Genomic DNA, 18,454 nt, shown 5'->3' on the forward strand with positions numbered 1-18,454 from the left:
TTGGATGGCTGGGATTATTTCTTTGACATTGCGAAGCGCTGCCGCATCCCCCATTGTCGATGAATAATAAAGCGAAAATGCAACAACGATCGGCAGCAAGTTTACGGAATAACAAGCGAAATCCGCATTGGGTGTAACCCGGTGTGCGGCTTTGCGAGCGATATTCCGGGAGGCGCCGAGAAGAACAATAAAGGGAACGAGATGCAAAAGAAGTTCATGAGTGCGGCAGCGATGTTCTTCGCCTGTGCGATGGCTGGCACCAGCCTTGCGGCGGACAAGCTGGCGATCGGCACGGAAGGCGATTATGCGCCCTTCAACTATGTGACGGCGAGCGGCGAGATCAAAGGGTTCGACTACGATATCGGCCAGGCGGTCTGCGCCGAGATCAAGATGGAATGCGTGTGGAGCACCAACGAGTGGTCCGGCATCATTCCCGCCCTTCAGGCAAAGAAGTTCGACGTGATGATCGCCTCGATGGCGATCAACGAGGACCGCAAGAAGGAAGTCGACTTCACCAAGCCCTACTACTTCAACGCCATGCGCTTCATCACCCGCAAGGACCTGGGCTTGGCGCAAGTTTCACCGGAGGCGCTGAAGGGCAAGGTGATCGGCACGCAGTCCGGCTCGGTGGCGGTCGAGGCGCTGCAGGAGTTCTTTCCCGACAGCGAGATAAAACTCTATCCAACGCTCAGCGAAGTGTTTCTCGACATGGCCAACGGCCGCCTCGACCTGATCCTCGAAGGGCAGATGGCGCTGACCGACTGGCTGGCCAAGGACGACAGCGGCTGCTGCGATTTCGTCGGCGACAGCTTCATTCTCGACACCGCCCAGGGCAACGCCATGGCGGTGCGCAAGGGCAACGAGGCGCTGCTTTCCAAGCTCAATTCCGGGCTGGAGGCGATCATGGCGAACGGCACCTACGAGAAGATCCGCAAACAGTATTTCGACTTCGACATCATGGCGCGGCCGAAGAGCACGACCGAATATTTCCGGTGAGGCGAGGGGCTAGAGCAGGATCGTTATTGGCTCATCGAAGCCCCTCATCCGGCCTGCCGGCCACCTTCTCCCCGCATGCGGGAGGAAGGGACATTGCGGCACCCGCTCGCAACCCCAACAGCCGCCAGCCCTCTCAGCTTTCTCTTCTGTCACGACAAGGTGACGGCGTCGCTGCCGCGCCCGCAACGTTCGCAACAGTGAATGAGTGCGCAAGGTGATGCGCGCGTGGCGGCCTCGTTCCCTCTCCCCGCCTGCGGGGAGAGGGTCAGGGTGTGTTGCACGCCTCTCACAAGGAATTCGCGTGTTGTGCGTTGCGCTCAGCGCAGGGCGCGGCAAGCGGTGGGCGCGGCGCCGGGGTGTTCGCGCTTCCCCGGCGCCCGTTTCCTCGATTTTCTCCCAGTCCCAACATGAAAGTGCATGCGATGAGCTTCAAGGTCGCCGTTCTCGAGTTCAACCAGGAAACCAACACGTTCTCGAAGCTGAAGACCGGCTTTAAAGATTTTCAGATGTGCCACTACTTCAAGGGCGCGGCGATCGAGGACAATTGCCGCGGCACCAATTCGGAAATCGGCGGCTTCATCGACTGTTGCGATCGTTATGGCTGGGAGTCGGTCTATACGGTGGCGGCGCGGGCGGAGCCCGGCGGAAGGGTCGACGAGGAAACGCGGCTGCGCTTCGTCGAAGATGTGACGGCGGCGCTCAACGGCGAAAAACTCGACGGCGTCTTCATCGTCTTTCACGGCGCCATGTGCACCGAAACGGCCGACGATGCGCAGATCCAGTTGTTAGAGACGGTCAGAGGCATCGTCGGGTCCGATCTGCCCATCGCTGCCACCTTCGACCTTCATGCCAATTCCGCGCCTGACATGGCCGCGCTGCTGGACATTGCCGTGTCGTTCCGCACCTATCCGCATGTCGACATGGCCGAGTGCGGCCACAAGGCCGGCGCGCTGCTGGAGGCGGCGATGCGCAGGGAGATCACGCCCACCATCGCCATCCGCCAGCCGCCGATGATCAATGGCTGCAACGACGGCCGCACGACCCATGCCTGCGCCATGACCGAACTCCTGGAGATCGCCGATGCCATCGCTGAGGAGAATGGGATCCTTGCGACCTCCATCAATGCCGGCTTCTACGACGCCGACATCCACAACACCGGACCTTCTGCCGTGATCTGCTACGACAAGGCGCGGGTTGCCGACGCCGATGCCATTGCGCACGCCGAGCGGCTCTGCGACGAGATCTGGCGGCGGCGCGAGCATCAGGACCAGCAATTGCCGCTTGCCGCGCTGCCGGGCGCCATCGCGAAACATTTCGCGGCCAAGCGCGAGCCCGGGCCGCTGGTGATCGCCGATTTCTCCGACAATCCCGGCTGCGGCGCCTACAGCGATTCCACCTGCCTGCTCACAGGCCTGCTGCAGGCGGGTGTCGAAAACGCAGCCTTCGGGGCGATGTGCGACCCAGCTGTGGTGGCCGAACTGATCGAAGCCGGCCTCGGCGCCGAGCGGGAGGTGACGCTCGGCTGCAAGATCGACCCTGCGGTCGGCGGCGGGCCGATCCGGGTGAGGGGCACGGTGCAGGCGATCTCCGATGGCCGGATCATCTTCGAAGGGCCGATGTTCCAGGGCCTGCCGGCGTCGCTCGGCCCAAGCGTGCGCTTCCATGTCTCAGGCATCGACATCCTGATTTCGAGCGAGCGGCAGCAGCTGCTCGACCAGAACCTGTTTCGCGCCGTCGGCATCGAGCCCGCCCGCTACGACATCGTCGTCGTCAAGTCGCAGCAACATTTCCGCGCCGCCTTCGGCCCGATCGCGTCTGATATCATCGAGGTCGACGCCGATGGTCTGAGCACCGCCAATATCGGGGCACGGGCATTCAAACGCGTGCGCCGGCCGATCTATCCGCTGGATAGGGAGGCAGAGATTGTGGCGGCGCGCTAGACCGGGGCGAGTATTGTGATGGCGAGCAGGATGAAAAAGGCGACCATGGTGCCGACAACGAAAAGCGCCATTGTTCGCAGAAGCTCCGGCATCCCGTCAGACGCACCAGCTCCGTCTGCCGACAGGGAGGCGGGTTTCTCGGTAACATCGTGCCAACCGAGCCGTTCGAGCTGACGGCTTATCCTCTCGTGCTCGGCCGCATAGCCCCGGTAACACAGCCAGCCCGGACTGGTGAAATCATAGAATGTCTCGCCGAGGCCGCGAATTTTTGCAAGCAGCCTGGCCGCGCCTTTCCGCGTATATGAGCAGCTCTCATCGTCGGGAGAACGCGCCCAATGTCGTTCAACGAGCAAGCCGTAAAGCGCGTTGCACCCTTCCATTGTCAGGGCGAGGTTTCGGATCTCGGAACTTTGGCAGAGATCGTAATCGAGGCGTTCGTTGCGGCCTTGCAACATGTACTCCGGCAACGATTGATCGTCCTCAAACACGACATCGTCGGGGCCTATCGTCAGCGTGCCCCAACGCCAGTGGACCGGGATTGCCACGGCGGCGCTGGACCAGGCGCGATTATGATCGTTGAGCGGTCGCCGCCAATGAGGGCCTTGGGGCGCAAGGCGCACCCGACCGCGCGTACCATCCGGCAGCCGGACATTGTCGGCGGCGAACAGCCCGTAGTGCCCATAATGCAGAACGGCAACCCCGTGCCGCCGCCCGAAGTCCCTCCATCGCAGTGGTGTCCCGGTCACATCCACAGGCAGCAAATACCCTTCCGGATACACGTCATCTTCGAATGGCCACATGGCTATCGGCACCTCGGCAACCGGCCACTCCTGCGGCAGAAGATCCCACCGGTAACGAGAGCGAGCGCGTTCGTCCATTTAGCAACCAGGGCGTTAGTATTTTGATAAAAGGGGGCGGACAGCGAGCGGTGGCTTGCGACAATTTCAGCCTCGCCTCCTTCCTGCATCGAGCGGAAAAGTCATTGAGTTCGGCTGGAAGGGAGGGCAGCGCCGAGGCCTCGCTCAGCAAGCGCATTGATCTCGCCGCGTGATCCCGTCACCTTCGCTGCACGACGATCGCCAGCCGCGAATCGCCATCATCCCCCAGTCGGCACCCTCGCTCGCACCGCCCACAGTGAACGGTGACGACATTGCATCTGAACCGTGTTATCGTTTCAGCCCAATATAGACGGGGAAAACATGCCGCGCCCACTGTCCATTGGCGCATTTTCCCTGACGCCAAATTGGGTGCGTCCAGAGCGATGACTGGGTCGACTGCCGACGTGTCGATACCGAGATTGGTCAACTCTGGCGACGTGGATTGGTCGAATTCGATCTGCGCAAAACCGGCTACATCAATCGATTCTCGCCTCCCAAGACGACGCGACGATGAAGGCGGAGATCATGAAGCTTCTTGAAGAGGGCTAAAGCGCGTAGCAATCTCTAGGATTCGCTTGCCGCGCTCTAAGTTCTTGTTTTTACGCATGTCGTTATCGCAAAACCGCGGCGCACTTTTGCGCGACATGCGTTAGGCGCCGCCGCCGCTAACCAGAGATGAAGGCCATGACGGGGTTCGAGCATACCGCGTTAACCCGGTTGAGCCAGTTCTTCAGCCCGGCCGCTGCCGCGCATCCTGGCCTCTCCGGCTTTAGCCTCTTGAGCGAGGCGCGACATGCCTTCATCACGCGTCTGGCGCTGGCCGACCTGGCCGAGAAACATCTCGACATGCAGTATTATGTGTGGGACGGCGATACAACCGGCCGGATCATCGTCGACCGGGTGATGCGGGCGGCCGATCGCGGGGTCAGGGTGCGGCTCCTGGTCGACGATCCCTATTACAAGGCCAGTGATCAGGTCAAAGCTGCCCTCGACGCCCACCCCAACGTCGAAATCCGTCTGTTCAACCCGACCAAGAACCGGAGGTGGTCCAGGCTAGACTTCCTTGTCGACTTCCGCCGGGTCAACCGCCGCATGCACAACAAGCTGATGGTGGCCGACAATTCGGCGGCGATCGTTGGCGGCCGCAATATCGGCGACGACTACTATGGCGTGAACACCGTCGCCAATTTTCGCGATCTGGATGTGCTGGCGGTCGGGCCCGTTGTGGACGATCTGTCGGGGGTGTTCGACCGATACTGGAACAGCGCCTCGACGAGGCCGATCGCGACCATCGTCAAGCGCACCTATGGCGCCGCCGATCTCGACGCCATTCTGACCCGCTTGCGCCAGGAGATTGCCGCCGCCGAATACCCCTATCCGATCGACCAGGATCTCGGCGAGCTGGCGACCCGGAGCGCCGAGCTGCGCGACGGTCTCGTGTGGGCGCCAGGGCGGATCATCGCCGACGACCCGGAAGCAATCGCCAGCGGCAAGGCGGCCGACGACGTTACCGCCTTCATTCGCGGGCGGGTCACCGAGTTGAAGGAGGAACTGCTCGTCGAGGCGCCCTATTTCGCCTTGCCCGCCGGGGCGCAGGCGATCGTCAAGGCGCTGCACGAGCGCCATGTTCGGGTGCGCGTGCTGACCAACTCGCTCGCTTCGAACAACCAGATCGCCGCGCATTCGGTCTATGCCAAGACCCGCAGGCGCCTTCTCGAGAACGGCCTGGAGCTCTACGAACTGCGCGCGGACACCGACGCATTCCGGTCAGGCTGGTCGCACCATTCCGGGCGGTCGCGGGCGGCCTTGCACACCAAGGCCATGGTCTTCGACAACAAGGCCGTGTTCATCGGCAGTTTCAACCTCGACCCGCGATCCGCGGTAATCAACACGGAAGCCGGCCTGTATATCGAGAGTTCGGAGCTTGCCTCGAGGCTGACGGCCTATATGGCGACCGGCGTCGCGCCCGCCAACAGCTACCACGTCTTCCTTGATCCTAATGGCGCGATCGTCTGGAAGACGGTGCGGGACGGCGAGATCGTCAGCTACGGCGACGAGCCCGAAACGGGATTCCGCCGGCGGCTCATCGCCGACCTCGTGAAACTCCTGCCGATCGACTCGCAAGTTTGACGCCGATCGCTTTGCGACCGGCGTGCAGCCTGACGTCCCGGCATTGCTGGGCCGTAAACGGCGCGACGACGTGAGCGCGCGCTGAAGCATGGAAGAATCTCCGCAGACGCGCCTCTTAGAGCAGTTGCGTGCCTGTTGGCGCGACGACGGTCCCCGTAAGTACCCATTGGTATCCGCTCACACAGTTGCCAATCGCGCCTCATGCGTCGCCGCCGCTATTTCAGCATGACGACGGCTTCGACCTCGAAGAGCATGGGGTCGATGGCAAGCTTGGGGACGGGGATCAGCGTCTGCGCCGGCAGGGACGCGCCGAACATTTCCTTGACGTTTTTGGTCAGGACCTCGAGCTTGGACATGTCGTGATCGACCACGAAGACCGTGAGTTTGGCGACCTGATCCGGTTTGGCGCCGAGCGCATCGAGGGCGGTGCGCAGATTTGCGTAGGCCTGCCTGACCTGGACGGCAAAGTCGGGCGACAGGGCGCCGGTGCTGTCCTGGCCGCCCTGTCCGGAGATGTAGGCAACCCGGCCTTCACGGGGCACGATCACCGCCGTGCTGTAGCCGTTCGGCGTCGGGTCGTAGAGGTTTTGCGGATTGACGATGGTCAGCTTGAGATCATTCTCATTCGCTGTCGTCGCAGTGGGAACTGCCATGCTCATGATGATTAGCCCTCCGATAAGCAGATGCTTGCTGTCGCGTGACATGATTTTCTCTTGGCTCCGAGAGGACCGTGAGCAACCGACGCTCACGGCCTGCAGGATTGAACTTGAACGCATTGCCGATGCGATTGACTCGTACGTTGTACGATTAAATTGCATCGTACAACGTACGCGTCAATTGGTCAGGATCGACATTCGGCGGATTGTCGGCTTAAAACGACGCTCTGATCAGCAAGGAAAAACGATGGCAGCCAAACGCAGCGGCACTCAGAGCAAACGGCCTCAGCGGAAGGCTGCGTCACTCCAGCCTGTGCAGGAGCCACGCAGTGAAGCGCCGCTCTCCCTGGAACGGATCGTGGCGACCGCCGTAGACCTGCTTGATGCCGAAGGGGTCGACGGATTGAAGATGCGTCGGCTGGCCGATCGCCTCGGCGCCGGCGCGATGAGCCTCTATTGGCATGTCGGCAACAAGGACGAGGTCTTTGATCTGGCGCTCGACGCGGTGCTCGAATATCGCGGGCCGTCGCATAGGGTCGAGGCTCAAGACTGGCGCGGGGACGTCGTTCATATGCTCGAAGACTGGCGCGCCGTCATGCTGCGCCATCCCTGGTCGGCATCGCTATTGCCGCGCCGGGCGCTCGGCCCGAACATGCTCAATCGCCTGGAACTCCTGAGCAGGACCCTGTCGGGAGCCGGTGTTTCGGACGCGGACTTGAACGTCGCGATATGGTCGCTCTGGAACTATGTGATGGGCGCTACCATCACTCGGGCGAGCTTCGACCTCTCGGACGAGGACAGGGCCGCCGGGCAGCAGCGCCTTGCAGGTCTCAGCGAACACTACCCGACGATTGAACGCTCTCGTCTGCTATTGGATAACGACTGGGACGGTGCTTTCAGGAAAGGCCTCGACTTCCTGCTCGATGGCCTCGGCCCGAGACGATGAGCGCGCGACGACACGGTTTCCCGCAACACCGCTGCACGCTTTTGCGCGACATGCATTGATACACGTCGCGATCTTTCAGATTCGCCTTCTGCGCTTTAAGCCCTTGTTTTTACGCATTTCCTGACGGGAAATCGTTTCGCCCTTCCTGGGAGCCGCTAACGGGCCACGGGACAATGGCGGCGTGGGTGACCGAGGCGCGGCAACAGGAACCATACCGGTTGCGCTCAACCGGTAATTCCGATCGTCCTGCGCAGGCCGAAGAAGCGACACGGAGTTGGTCGAGATTTTTTCGGCTTGGCGAATGCGAATTGTCGGAACCGATTGATCTCGCCCGTCCTTGGGTCGGACCAGCGTGAGGAAGAAGCAATGAGAGAGTTGATCCTGAAGATGTCCGTGTCGCTCGATGGCTTTGTCGGCGGGCCCGAGGGCGAAATCGAATGGGTGTTCAGCGGCGATCAAGAGGCCATTGCCTGGTCGGTGGAGACGGTGGGGAACGCCAGCCTACACATCATGGGCAGCCGCACCTTTAAGGACATGGCGGCATTTTGGCCGACCTCCACACAGGTATTCGCGCCGCCGATGAACCGGATTCCGAAGGCCGTCTTCTCAAAACAAGGGCCGGCGGTCCTGAAAGCGGCTGAAGCGACCAGGGCGCTCGAAGATGCCCGGACCGACGCGGGAAGCACGCATTCGGGGAAGCTGCAGCCCGGCGCGGACAGTTGGAGTGAGGCCTATGTGGCGAGCGGCGATCTGGCCGACGAGATCGCCAGGTTGAAGTCCCGGGACGGCAAGCCGATCCTCGCCCACGGCGGCGCCGCCTTCGCGCGCAGTCTCATCGCGGAAGGTCTGGTCGATCAATACGCCCTGCTGGTGCATCCGGTGGTGCTCGGCAGGGGTTTGCCGATCTTCTCTGACGTCGCCCCGCCAAAGCGCCTCAAGCTGATCAGCTCAACAGCGTTTCCGGGGGGCTCGGTGGCGCAGATTTATCGGCCGGCGTGACCACGTCCGAGCATGCGATCCACAACTCCTACTGCATGTTTTTATCCTTAGATCCTATTCGATTTAAGGACAAAAACATGCAGCAATTCAAAGTGCTACAGCGACCTAAGACGCGCGGCGCTGTAGAACGTTTCCGATTTAGACGAAAACGCTCTATCTCTCTGTTTTTTAGCATTTCCTGACGGAAAGCCGCTTCGCGCTTTTCCTGGAAATGCTCTTAGTGCAGATGCCCCAGCTTGTCGGGATTGCGCACGATGTAGATCGCCACGACCTTACCGTCCTCGATCTCTAGTGCTGTCGACTGCAGTTCGCCGTCGGCTTCGCGAGTGACGAAGCCGGGCAGGCCGTTGATGAAGCCGGAGCGCACGAGCGTCGAGATCTGCGTGCGGAAGGCGACCGCCAGTTTTTCGTGCACGCCGAGAACCGCCTCGAAGCCGAGGATGGGGCGCATCGCTGCGGGGCGCTTGCCGCCGCCGTCGGCGTGGATGCTGACATCGGAGGCGAGCATGGCGCCGAGCGTCTTCAGGTCGCCGCTGCGCGAGGCGGTGAAGAAGGCTTCGGCAAGTTCGACGCCGCGCGCCTGCTCGACATGGAAGCGGGGCCGCGCCTCGCGGACATGGGTGCGGGCGCGGGCGGCGAGCTGGCGGCAGGCGGCCGGGTCGCGCTCGATCGTCGCGGCGACTTCCTCGAAGCTGAGGCCGAAGACGTCGTGCAGCAGGAAGGCGGCGCGCTCGAGCGGCGACAGGCGCTCCAGAGCGAGCATCAGGGGCAGGGTGACGTCCTCTTCCGGTTCCTCCTCGACGACGGGGTCGGGAAGCCAGGGGCCGACATAAGTCTCGCGCTGGCGCCGCGCCGACTTCAGCTGGTCGAGACAGAGCCGGGTGACGGTGCTTCGCAGGAACGCTTCGGGCTCGCGCACCGCGGAGCGGTCGGCCCCCATCCAGCGGATGAAGGCCTCCTGCACTATGTCCTCGGCGTCGGCGACCGAGCCGAGCATGCGATAGGCAACGCGCATGAGTTTCGGACGCAGCGGGTCGAAACCGGCCGCTGCGTCGAGCTGGGCGTTGCCCGTCATCAGGCGGCGACCTCGGCGACTGCCTTTGCCGCTGCCGGCTCGATCCAGAGGCCGAAGCCGACGGCCAGGCGGTTCCAGCCGTTGATGACGTTGATCATGAGCGTGAGCTTCACCTGCTCCTCCTCGGTGAAATGGTTCTGCAGAGCCTGACGAGCGCTTTCGTGGGTATGGCCCTCCGACAGGCGAGTGAGCGCCTCGGTCCAGCCTAGCGCGGCGCGCTCGCGTTCGGAATAGCAGGGGGCTTCGCGCCAGGCCGACAGCAGGTAGATACGCTGCTCGGTCTCGCCCTTGGCGCGCGCTTCCTGGGTGTGCATGTTGATGCAGTTGGCGCAGCCGTTGATCTGGGATGCGCGGATCTTGACGAGTTCGATGAGATCAGACTCGAGGCTGGCGGCGACGGACATAGAGACGCTGGTCCAGCTCTTCATCAGTTGCGGAGCGGCGGCGAAAAGGTCGATCTTGGCAGTCATGGTTCCGTTTCCTTTCGTTGGTTCCGACTACATGACGAGCCAGGATTGGCCCCTGTGACATCGACGCAGATTTTTTCGCGAATTTTTTCTGGCAGGCCCGCAGGCGGGGTGCGTGCTGCACCTTTGAAGGGTGGTGAGCAGATGGTTGCGCTTGAGCCTTGCCGCCATCTTCGCCGCGGCCAAGCTGGAAACGTGTTTGCCTGTCTATGGGCGTGACGTGTTTCCCGCACGTCGAAGAGACCTGCGGCGAGAGCCCACGGTCTCACCCGATGGCTGCGGGATAGGGTCGTCGCCGATCGCAAGCGGTACCGTTATTTCGCGGGCTGACGGCGTTCCAGAATGGATTGGAACAGATCGGCCTGGCGCTCGGCGGCAAGGCGAATGCGCTTCAATTGGCCGAGCATCGAGCCGAAGGCGGCAAGGGCGATGCCGATGCCGATGCCCGGAAGCGCCCATTGCAGCGCCCACATCACCGCCGGTGCGCCGAAGGACGGCAGGGTTACGGCAACGGCCGCGCCAGCCGATACCAGGATGACCAGAGCGCCGGCCACTTTCAGCAAAGTATCCATCACAATTCTCCATCCGTTTGGGGCGCACGATTTCGCGGCTTGCCGGTGCTGTCAAGGGTGTGTCAGCCGGCGGCCCTGTCACACCCCTGTAAAACACCGGCTCTAAGGCTCGGCGCCATCTTGAACCGAGGATATGCCGATGAAATCGTTTGTTTCCGTCGTTGCCGGCGCGCTTGTCGCTTCGCTGCTTTCCACCGCCGCCTTTGCCGAGAGCCTGGTGCTTTACACCAGCCAGCCGAACGAGGATGCGCAGGCGACGGTCGACGCCTTCAAGGCGGCCAATCCCAGTGTCGAGGTGGAGTGGGTGCGCGAAGGCACGACGAAGCTGATGGCCAAGCTGATGGCCGAGATCGAGGCCGGCAACCCGGTTGCCGACGTGCTTCTGATCGCCGACACCGTGACGATGCAGCGCCTGAAGGAAGCCGGCCAGCTGCTCGCCTACAAGTCGCCGGAAGCGGCCAACTACGACGCGGCGCTCTATGACGCCGACGGCGCCTATTACTCCACCAAGATGATCACCACCGGCATCATCTACAACACCTCGGCCTCGACGAAGCCTCAGGGTTGGCAGGATCTGGCGAAGGCCGACGCCAAAGGCCTGGTGACGATGCCGAGCCCGCTGACCTCGGGTGCGGCCCTCATCCACGCCCAGACGCTTGCCGGCATCGACGGCCTCGGCTGGGATTATTACAAGGCGCTGGCCGAAAACGGTGCCACGGCTGCCGGCGGCAATGGCGGCGTGCTGAAGGCGGTCGCCACCGGCGAGAAGGCCTACGGCATGATCGTCGACTTCATGGCGATCCGCGAGAAGGCCAAGGGCGCGCCGGTCGAGTTCGTCTTCCCGGCCGAGGGCGTTTCCGCCGTCACCGAGCCGGTCGGCATCCTGAAGACCGCCAAGAACCCTGACGCCGCCAAAAAATTCGTCGACTTCCTGATCTCGGTGGAGGGCCAGAAGACGGCGGTGAAGATGGGCTATATCCCGGCACGCAACGGCGTGGCGCTGCCCGAAGGTTATCCGGCGCGCGAGACGATCAAGGTTCTGCCGATCAATGCTGCTTCGGCCGTGAAGAATTCCGACGCCGACCTCAAGACCTTCTCCGGCATCTTCGGTACGAACTGATCGCCTGAATGTCCGAACAGGGTGAAACCATGCGCAGCCGGCACCGCTGGCTGCGCTTTCCCATTGCGGGGCTGCAGCGTCCGGGGCGGGTGAGGTCAAGCGAGCCAGGGTCGGGTCGCGCGAGACCGGGTGCTTCGCCCGCCGGCGAGCCGCGCTGGCTGGTGCCCTTCGTGCTCGCCTGCCTTTTCTTCCTCTGCGCGCTGCCGCTCATCAGCCTCGCCAAAGCCGGCTTTGCGGGAGTGATCAATGGCAATTCCATCGCTGTCTTGACCGAGCCTGCGACCTATGCGGCCATCCGCAACACTCTGGTGACGGCGACAGGCGGCATGCTGATCTCGCTTGTGATCGGCGCGCTCTTTGCCTTTGCCGTGGCGCTCACCGATGTCAGGGGCAAACTGTTTTTGAGTTTTGCCTTCATGTTGCCGATGATGATCCCGCCGCAGGTGACGGCCCTTGCCTGGGTGGAGATGACCGGGCCGGCAAGCCCGCTCCTGAAAACGCTGGGGATCGCACCGCCGCTCGGCAGCCCGCAGCCGCTCTATTCGCTGTTTGGCATCTCTCTGCTTCTCGGGGTGCAGCACGCGCCGCTGGTGTTCCTGGCGCTGAAGGCGGGGCTGGCTGCGTCGCCGCGCGACGGGGTGGAGGCGGCAAGACTTTCCGGCGCGTCGCCGTTTCGCGTCTTTCTCGATATCGTTGCGCCACTGGCCGCCCCCGGGCTGATCGCCGGTGCCGCAATCGCCTTCGTCTCCGGCGTCGGCAATTTCGGCATTCCGGCGATCCTCGGCATTCCCGCCGGGATTTCGGTGCTGCCGACGCTGATCTACACGCGGCTCGCGAGCTTCGGCACCGGCACCTTCGGCGAGATCGCGCTGCTCTCCAGCCTGATCGCTGTGATCGCGGCCGCCGGGCTGATCCTTCAACAGCGCGCGCTGGCGGGCAGGGACTACCGCATCATCGGCCTTTCCGGCGCCAGCGCCGCCTTTTCGCTCGGGCGCTTTCGTGTGGCTGTCGAACTGGCGCTTTCGGCGATCCTGTTTCTGGTGTTGGTAGCGCCGCTGGCGGCGCTGATCGCCAGCTCGCTGGTTCCGGCCTATGGCGTGCCGCTCAACCTTCAGACCGTCTCGCTGCGCGCCTATGAAGAAATTCTCTTTCGCCAGACGATGACGCTGAGCGCCTTTGGCAATTCGCTGTTCCTGGCGAGCACGGCGGCGCTCGGGCTGCTCGTCGTCGCGGTGCCGGCCGCCTATCTCATGAACCGGCGCAAGGGTGCGCTTTCAAGCACGATCGGCATCCTGATCGAGATTCCCTATGCGCTGCCCGGCATTGTTTTGGCGGTTGCTTTCATCCTCACCTTTGCAGCGCCGCTGCCGATCCTCAAGGTATCGCTCTACGGCACCATCTGGATCATCCTGATTGCGTATTTCTCCTCGTTCCTTGCCGTCAGCCTGAAGCCGGTTATGAGCGCCTTCCTGCAGATGGACCCATCGCTGGAGGAGGCGGCGCGGCTGTCGGGCGCCGGTTTCTTCCGACGCATGCGCGACGTCATCCTGCCGCTGGTGGCGCCGGCGGCGGGCGCTTCGATCATCCTCGTCTTTCTGATAGCCGCCAATGAGCTGACGGTTTCAGCCCTGCTGTGGTCGGCGGGTACGCAGACGCTGGGGGTGGCGATCTTCAACCTCGACGACAGCGGCTCATCCGATCTGGCGTCGGCGCTCTCGGTGCTGGTCGTCATCATGGTGATGGTACTGATGGCGGCGCTCGAGGCCCTTGCAAACTATCTACCGGAAGGCGTGCTGCCGTGGCGCAACTGATCCTCAATCACCTGACCAAGGATTTCGGCGGCGGTCGTCCTGCCGTCTCCGACGTGTCGCTGACGGTGCGCGAAGGCGGGTTTCTGGCGCTGCTTGGGCCATCTGGCTGCGGCAAGACCACGGTGCTGCGCATGATCGCCGGCTTCGAGCAGCCGACCGACGGCTCGATCGACTATGGCGAGCGCCGGCTATCGGATGCCTCGCGGGCGCTGCCGCCGGAAAAGCGCAACATGGCGATGGTGTTCCAGTCCTATGCGCTCTGGCCGCATATGACCGTGGCGGAAAATGTCGGCTATCCCCTGAAGGTGCGCGGCATTTCCGGCGAGACCTGGCGCAGCCGCGTCGGCGAGGCGCTGGCGCTGGTAAAACTCACCGATTATGCCGAGCGCCGACCTGCGGCCCTTTCCGGCGGACAGCGGCAGCGGGTGGCGCTGGCGCGCTGCCTGGTGACGTCGCCCGATGTGGTGCTGCTCGACGAGCCGCTCGCCAATCTCGACCAGCACCTGCGTAAATCGATGGAGGAGACCTTCCGCATCTTCCATGAGCGCTCCGGCGCAACGATGGTCTATGTGACGCACGACCAGTCGGAAGCGATGGCGCTGGCGACCGATGTTGCCGTGATGTCGGAGGGGCGGCTGGTGCAACTGGCGCCGCCGGCGGAAATCTATACCCGCCCGGAAGGCAGTGTTGTCGGCGGGCTGATCGGCCGCGGCTCGATCCTCAGGCTACCACTACCAGAGGGCGCGCCGAGGGCGCTGGAGTGGCCGATGCTCCGCCAGGCGATCGGCTCCACCGACAGCGGCCTTCGTCGCGACGTGCTGGTGCGGCCCGAGCATGTGCGGCTCACCGCCGACGGCATCGCGCTCGAGGTCAAGGCTTGCGTCTACGAGGGCGAACGCTTTGCGCTGACGCTGGCGCTGCCGGACGGGCAGGCACTGAAGGCCTATGGCGGCACGGCCATTCCTGTTGGACAGAAAGCGACCTTCGCGATTGCCAGCAGCTGGCGGCTTTGAGGGCATAGGATAAGCGCCGATCGCGACCGACGGTCGGCAGCATCTGCGCCGGGTCGACAGGCAGGCAGAAACATCAATCGCAACGCGGTCTGTCGAGCTCCACCTTGAACTGTCTTGGTCCGACCAGCCCCGGCTCTGCCGGCAGGCCGACGATGTGGGCGATGACGGTGCATTTGCCGGCGACCACCGTATAGCGGTCGCGCCCCTGGCTGATGATCTTGTCGATCGGATATTTCGGCACTGCTGCGGCAACGGCGCTGATGATCGCGGTCAGTTCGTTGGCGCGCTGATAGTTCGGCGCAAGGGCGGCATGGGAAGCGCCGGCGCCGAGAAGCGCGACAGCCGAAAGGGCCAGGGCTCTGATCTGCATGCGCGGCTCCTGTTTGCAGCAGCAGTCCACGGAGCCCGGCGGTGTTCAAGTCGGGTTACCTTTGCGCCTGGCGACTTTGACGCAGTCGGCTTGCGCAACCGCGGCTCGAAATAAACTATATAGTTAAATAAAACTGGTTGCTAAAAACAACTGGTATGGCATAGTGGCTGCATCACGACGGGGCGGCAATCATGCCGTGCGAGCCGATGGGAGGAAGCGATGAAACTTTATCAGGGCATGGGACCGAATTCGTACCGGGTGCGTATCTTCATGGCGGAGAAGGGCATCGAATTGCCGATGGTGGACGTCGATTTCGCCAAGGCGGAGCACAGGGGGCCCGAGTTCCTCGCGCTCAATTCGCTTGGCCAGATCCCGGTGCTGGAACTGGATGACGGCACCGTCATCACCGAGAGCGTCGCCATCTGCCGCTATCTCGAGGAGACGCACCGCGAACCGCAGCTTTTCGGCAGCGACGCCGTCAGCGGTGCCAAAGTGGAAATGTGGAACCGGCGGGCCGAGCTGGTGATTTTTGGCACCATCGGCAATGTCGCGCTGCATTCCGATGCTTTCTTCAAGGACCGCCTGAGGCAGTTTCCCGCCTTCGCCGAGACCGAGCGGCAGGCGGTGCCGAGGAAATGGGGTTGGCTCGACCGGGAGCTTGCCGATGGCCGGCCGTTCCTTGCCGGCGACAAGTTCTCGATCGCGGACATCACCGCCGGCGTCTGCGCCTGGCTTGGCGACGTCTTCGGCATGGAGGTGCCGGGAGATCTCAGGAATGTCCAGCGCTGGCTGGAAAGGGTGCGGGCGCGGCCGAGCTTTGAGGCTTAGACCGCCCGTCGAGGGACGGGGTTATCGCGGTGATCCGCCCCTCATCCCCCTGCCGGGACCTTCTCCCCGCTGGCGGGGAGAAGGGACTTTGCGGCACCCGCCGAGACGCATTCCGCAAGAGGGATGGAATTGGACGTGCGGAGAATTGGAGGGGGCCGCACGCTCGGTTCTCCCTCTCCCCGCACGCGGGGAGAGGGCTGGGGTGAGGGGCAAATCTGGCCGCCATTTGCAGTTCACGTTTGCCCCCGATTGGCACTTGTATTGGCCGATCCGCCCTGTCGACATAGAGTGGGAAGAGATGCGCCGCGCCGTTTCGGTCCATTGAAGCAAGAAGAGGGTGGCGCCGGCTCGATCCGAGGCAAATGGCGGTTGCCTATGTGGAAATGTAGCAAGTCATTGATAAAAAGAATTAATTTGGTCGCCACGACGAACTGGGCGAAGGACTGAAATCCCACTCGAACGGCAAATGACAAATCATGTGTGGAAAGTGGCATCAGCCTTTTCTCTTGCCTTCTCCGTGGCTTTTTTCAATTCCTAAAATAACAGCTGCCCGATTCGCCCCGATCCGTTGTTTTGGCGGCGTTCGCCCTAGGAGACAAAGCCATGAACGATTTCAAGAAGCCCACGATCACCGAAATGCGCCCGAAGATCACCGTCATCGGTGTCGGCGGCGGCGGCGGCAATGCCATCAACAACATGATCACCGAAGGGCTCCAGGGGGTCGATTTCATCGTGGCGAATACGGACGCCCAGGCACTGGCGATGTCGAAGGCGTCGCGGTTGATCCAGCTCGGTGCGCATGTGACCGAGGGCCTTGGTGCAGGTTCGCTGCCGGAAGTCGGGCGCGCGGCGGCGGAAGAATCGATCGACGAGATCATGGATCACCTCGGCGGCACGCATATGTGTTTCGTCACCGCCGGCATGGGCGGCGGCACCGGCACCGGTGCTGCGCCGGTGATCGCGGCGGCAGCCCGCAAGGCCGGCATCCTGACGGTCGGCGTCGTCACCAAGCCGTTCAGCTTCGAAGGCAAGCGCCGCATGCAGATGGCTGAAGAGGGTGTCGAGCGCCTGCGCGAAGCGGCCGACACCGTTATCGTCATCCCCAACCAGAACCTCTTCCGCATCGCCGACGCCAAGACCACCTTTGCCGATGCCTTCGTGATCGCCGACCGCGTGCTCTATTCCGGCGTCGGCTGCATCACCGACCTGATCGTCAAGGAAGGCCTGATCAACCTCGACTTCGCCGACGTGAAATCCGTCATGAAGGGCATGGGCCGGGCGATGATGGGTACCGGCGAGGCGACCGGCGAGGGCCGCGCGCTGATGGCGGCGGAAGCGGCGATCGCCAACCCGCTGCTCGACGAAGTGTCGATGCGCGGCGCCAAGGGCGTGCTGATCTCGATCTCCGGCGGCATGGACATGACGTTGTTCGAAGTCGACGAAGCGGCCACCCGCATTCGCGAGGAAGTCTATGACGAGGCCGACATCGTCGTCGGCTCGATCTTCGACCGCACGCTCGACGGCACCTTCCGCGTGTCGGTGGTGGCAACCGGCCTCGACAGCCAGCGCAACGCGGCAGACCCGGCAAGTGCTGCGGCGAACGCCGGCCAGCCCGGCCAGCCCGGCCAGGCGCCGACCCGCACGCTGCAGTAACGGCTCGGCCTCACGCGCTGCCAGGTTCCTGGCGGCATCGAAGCCTTCTGCCTTTCTTTGAAAATCCTCCCGTGCGATGACAGCCGCCCGGGGGGATTTTTCGTATGGACGAGACGGGCATGATGGACGCGGAACGAGACGGTCAGGCGGGTTTGCCCGACAACGACGCCACGGCCGCCCAGCGCGTGCGGGCGGTTCGCACGGCCGAAACGATCCTGAACGAGCGCTATCCAGGCGCGCTGTTTGCCATCGTTGCCGGCTCGATCCTGCGCGGCGAGGGCACGCCATCCTCCGATATCGATCTGGTGGTGCTGCACGAACACTTGAGCAATGCCTGGCGCGAGAGCTTCATCGCCGGCGGATTTCCGGTCGAGGCTTTCGTCCACGATTTCGAGACGCTGAACTGGTTTGTCGATCAGGATCTTGCCAGCGGCTATCCCGTGCTGCTCGACATGGTCGCAGGCGGAACAGTTGTCGGCCGGGACATCGATCGCGGCCTGGCCCTCCAGAACGAGGCAAAGGCCAGGCTTTCATGCGGGCCGGGTCCGCTCAAGGCGGAGCGGCGGGACATGCTTCGCTACCAGATCACCGACCTGCTTGACGACCTCAGGGATAGGCGGCCGACGGCGGAAATGCGGGCGATCGCCGCGGCCCTCCACCAGCCGCTATGCGACCTGGCGCTGCTCGGGCGCGGCCACTGGTCGGGCAAGGGCAAATGGCTGCCGCGGCTCCTCCAGCGTCTTGACCCCGCGCTGGCGCAGCGCTTCGACGACGCTTTCCGGTTGGCTGGCGAGGCGCAGCCAGATGTGCTGGTGACTCTGGCGCAGGACGAGCTCGAGCGCCAGGGTGGGCCGCTGTTTGACGGTGATCGCCGCGATGCGCCGCAGACTGCACGGCGGCAGGGTGGGCTTTCGGGCTAGAGCATCTCCAGGAAAAGTGCGAAGCGGTTTTCCGCCAGGAAATGCCGTGGCACGGCGCGCCGCGATTTCCAGGGTGCGCT

Annotated in this window: 17 protein-coding genes; 11 read left to right on the forward strand and 6 right to left on the reverse strand. The window is 63.2% G+C overall.

Annotation, left to right across the window (positions count from 1 at the left end; translation table 11 throughout):
- The first annotated feature begins 201 nt into the window (after window positions 1-201).
- Entirely contained in the window at window positions 202-996 is a 795-nt protein-coding gene (locus tag C6558_RS08995) for a transporter substrate-binding domain-containing protein (RefSeq protein ID WP_025427538.1), read from the forward strand.
- Between the two features lie 422 nt (window positions 997-1,418).
- The gene (locus C6558_RS09000; RefSeq protein WP_107027154.1) at window positions 1,419-2,936 is read left to right on the forward strand and encodes a M81 family metallopeptidase; all 1,518 of its coding nucleotides are present in this window, start codon (window positions 1,419-1,421) and stop codon (window positions 2,934-2,936) included.
- Here C6558_RS09000 and C6558_RS09005 read toward each other — a convergent pair.
- Complete coding sequence (locus C6558_RS09005; RefSeq protein WP_025427536.1) at window positions 2,933-3,814, reverse strand: hypothetical protein; 882 nt, start codon at window positions 3,812-3,814, stop codon at window positions 2,933-2,935. The genes C6558_RS09000 and C6558_RS09005 overlap by 4 nt on opposite strands.
- A 684-nt stretch (window positions 3,815-4,498) precedes the next feature.
- Here C6558_RS09005 and C6558_RS09010 point away from each other — a divergent pair.
- Entirely contained in the window at window positions 4,499-5,944 is a 1,446-nt protein-coding gene (locus C6558_RS09010) for a phospholipase D family protein (protein ID WP_158268924.1), read from the forward strand.
- Between the two features lie 215 nt (window positions 5,945-6,159).
- Here the strand turns inward: C6558_RS09010 and C6558_RS09015 are convergent, their stop codons facing one another.
- Window positions 6,160-6,648: a RidA family protein gene (locus C6558_RS09015; protein ID WP_025427534.1), complete on the reverse strand. Its 489-nt coding sequence runs from the start codon at window positions 6,646-6,648 to the stop codon at window positions 6,160-6,162.
- A gap of 199 nt (window positions 6,649-6,847) precedes the next feature.
- On the opposite strand from C6558_RS09015, the gene C6558_RS09020 reads away from it, so the two are divergent.
- Both C6558_RS09020 and C6558_RS09025 read left to right on the forward strand, forming a co-directional pair.
- Window positions 6,848-7,546, forward strand: a complete 699-nt coding sequence (locus tag C6558_RS09020; protein WP_025427533.1) for a TetR/AcrR family transcriptional regulator — start codon at window positions 6,848-6,850, stop codon at window positions 7,544-7,546.
- Window positions 7,547-7,912: 366 nt separating this feature from the next.
- The gene (locus tag C6558_RS09025; protein WP_057206213.1) at window positions 7,913-8,545 is read left to right on the forward strand and encodes a dihydrofolate reductase family protein; all 633 of its coding nucleotides are present in this window, start codon (window positions 7,913-7,915) and stop codon (window positions 8,543-8,545) included.
- A 217-nt stretch (window positions 8,546-8,762) separates the two neighbouring features.
- Here C6558_RS09025 and C6558_RS09030 read toward each other — a convergent pair whose 3' ends face one another.
- The 3 genes from C6558_RS09030 to C6558_RS09040 form a co-directional block, all read right to left on the reverse strand.
- A complete protein-coding gene (locus C6558_RS09030) occupies window positions 8,763-9,620 on the reverse strand; it encodes a sigma-70 family RNA polymerase sigma factor (RefSeq protein ID WP_025427531.1) in 858 nt (285 codons plus the stop codon).
- Window positions 9,620-10,090: a carboxymuconolactone decarboxylase family protein gene (locus C6558_RS09035; protein ID WP_025427530.1), complete on the reverse strand. Its 471-nt coding sequence runs from the start codon at window positions 10,088-10,090 to the stop codon at window positions 9,620-9,622. Before C6558_RS09035 ends, C6558_RS09030 begins: the two co-directional genes overlap by 1 nt.
- 311 nt (window positions 10,091-10,401) lie before the next feature.
- Window positions 10,402-10,659 (reverse strand): hypothetical protein, encoded by a 258-nt coding sequence (locus C6558_RS09040; protein ID WP_025427529.1) that lies wholly within the window; start codon window positions 10,657-10,659, stop codon window positions 10,402-10,404.
- 139 nt (window positions 10,660-10,798) lie between these two features.
- On the opposite strand from C6558_RS09040, the gene C6558_RS09045 reads away from it, so the two are divergent.
- From C6558_RS09045 to C6558_RS09055, 3 genes are read left to right on the forward strand one after another with little or no spacing between them, the layout of a single operon-like run.
- Window positions 10,799-11,779 carry an ABC transporter substrate-binding protein gene (locus C6558_RS09045; RefSeq protein WP_025427528.1) on the forward strand — a complete coding sequence of 327 codons (981 nt, stop codon included), beginning with the start codon at window positions 10,799-10,801 and terminating at the stop codon, window positions 11,777-11,779.
- Between the two features lie 29 nt (window positions 11,780-11,808).
- Window positions 11,809-13,590: an iron ABC transporter permease gene (locus C6558_RS09050; RefSeq protein WP_107027167.1), complete on the forward strand. Its 1,782-nt coding sequence runs from the start codon at window positions 11,809-11,811 to the stop codon at window positions 13,588-13,590.
- Window positions 13,578-14,603, forward strand: a complete 1,026-nt coding sequence (locus C6558_RS09055; protein WP_025427526.1) for an ABC transporter ATP-binding protein — start codon at window positions 13,578-13,580, stop codon at window positions 14,601-14,603. Before C6558_RS09050 ends, C6558_RS09055 begins: the two co-directional genes overlap by 13 nt.
- A 73-nt stretch (window positions 14,604-14,676) precedes the next feature.
- Here the strand turns inward: C6558_RS09055 and C6558_RS09060 are convergent, their stop codons facing one another.
- The gene (locus C6558_RS09060; RefSeq protein WP_025427525.1) at window positions 14,677-14,973 is read right to left on the reverse strand and encodes a hypothetical protein; all 297 of its coding nucleotides are present in this window, start codon (window positions 14,971-14,973) and stop codon (window positions 14,677-14,679) included.
- 219 nt (window positions 14,974-15,192) lie between these two features.
- Here C6558_RS09060 and C6558_RS09065 point away from each other — a divergent pair, with 219 nt between their 5' ends.
- The 3 genes from C6558_RS09065 (at window position 15,193) to C6558_RS09075 (ending at window position 18,374) form a co-directional block, all read left to right on the forward strand.
- Window positions 15,193-15,801, forward strand: coding sequence for a glutathione S-transferase family protein (locus C6558_RS09065; protein ID WP_057206215.1), 609 nt, complete (start codon window positions 15,193-15,195; stop codon window positions 15,799-15,801).
- Window positions 15,802-16,404: 603 nt separating this feature from the next.
- Entirely contained in the window at window positions 16,405-17,454 is a 1,050-nt protein-coding gene (gene ftsZ, locus C6558_RS09070) for a cell division protein FtsZ (protein WP_025427522.1), read from the forward strand.
- A gap of 119 nt (window positions 17,455-17,573) precedes the next feature.
- Window positions 17,574-18,374, forward strand: coding sequence for a nucleotidyltransferase domain-containing protein (locus C6558_RS09075; RefSeq protein ID WP_025427521.1), 801 nt, complete (start codon window positions 17,574-17,576; stop codon window positions 18,372-18,374).
- Window positions 18,375-18,454 lie beyond the last annotated feature (80 nt).

This window comes from Ensifer sp. NM-2, from assembly GCF_003024455.1.
Classification (GTDB): domain Bacteria; phylum Pseudomonadota; class Alphaproteobacteria; order Rhizobiales; family Rhizobiaceae; genus Ensifer; species Ensifer canadensis.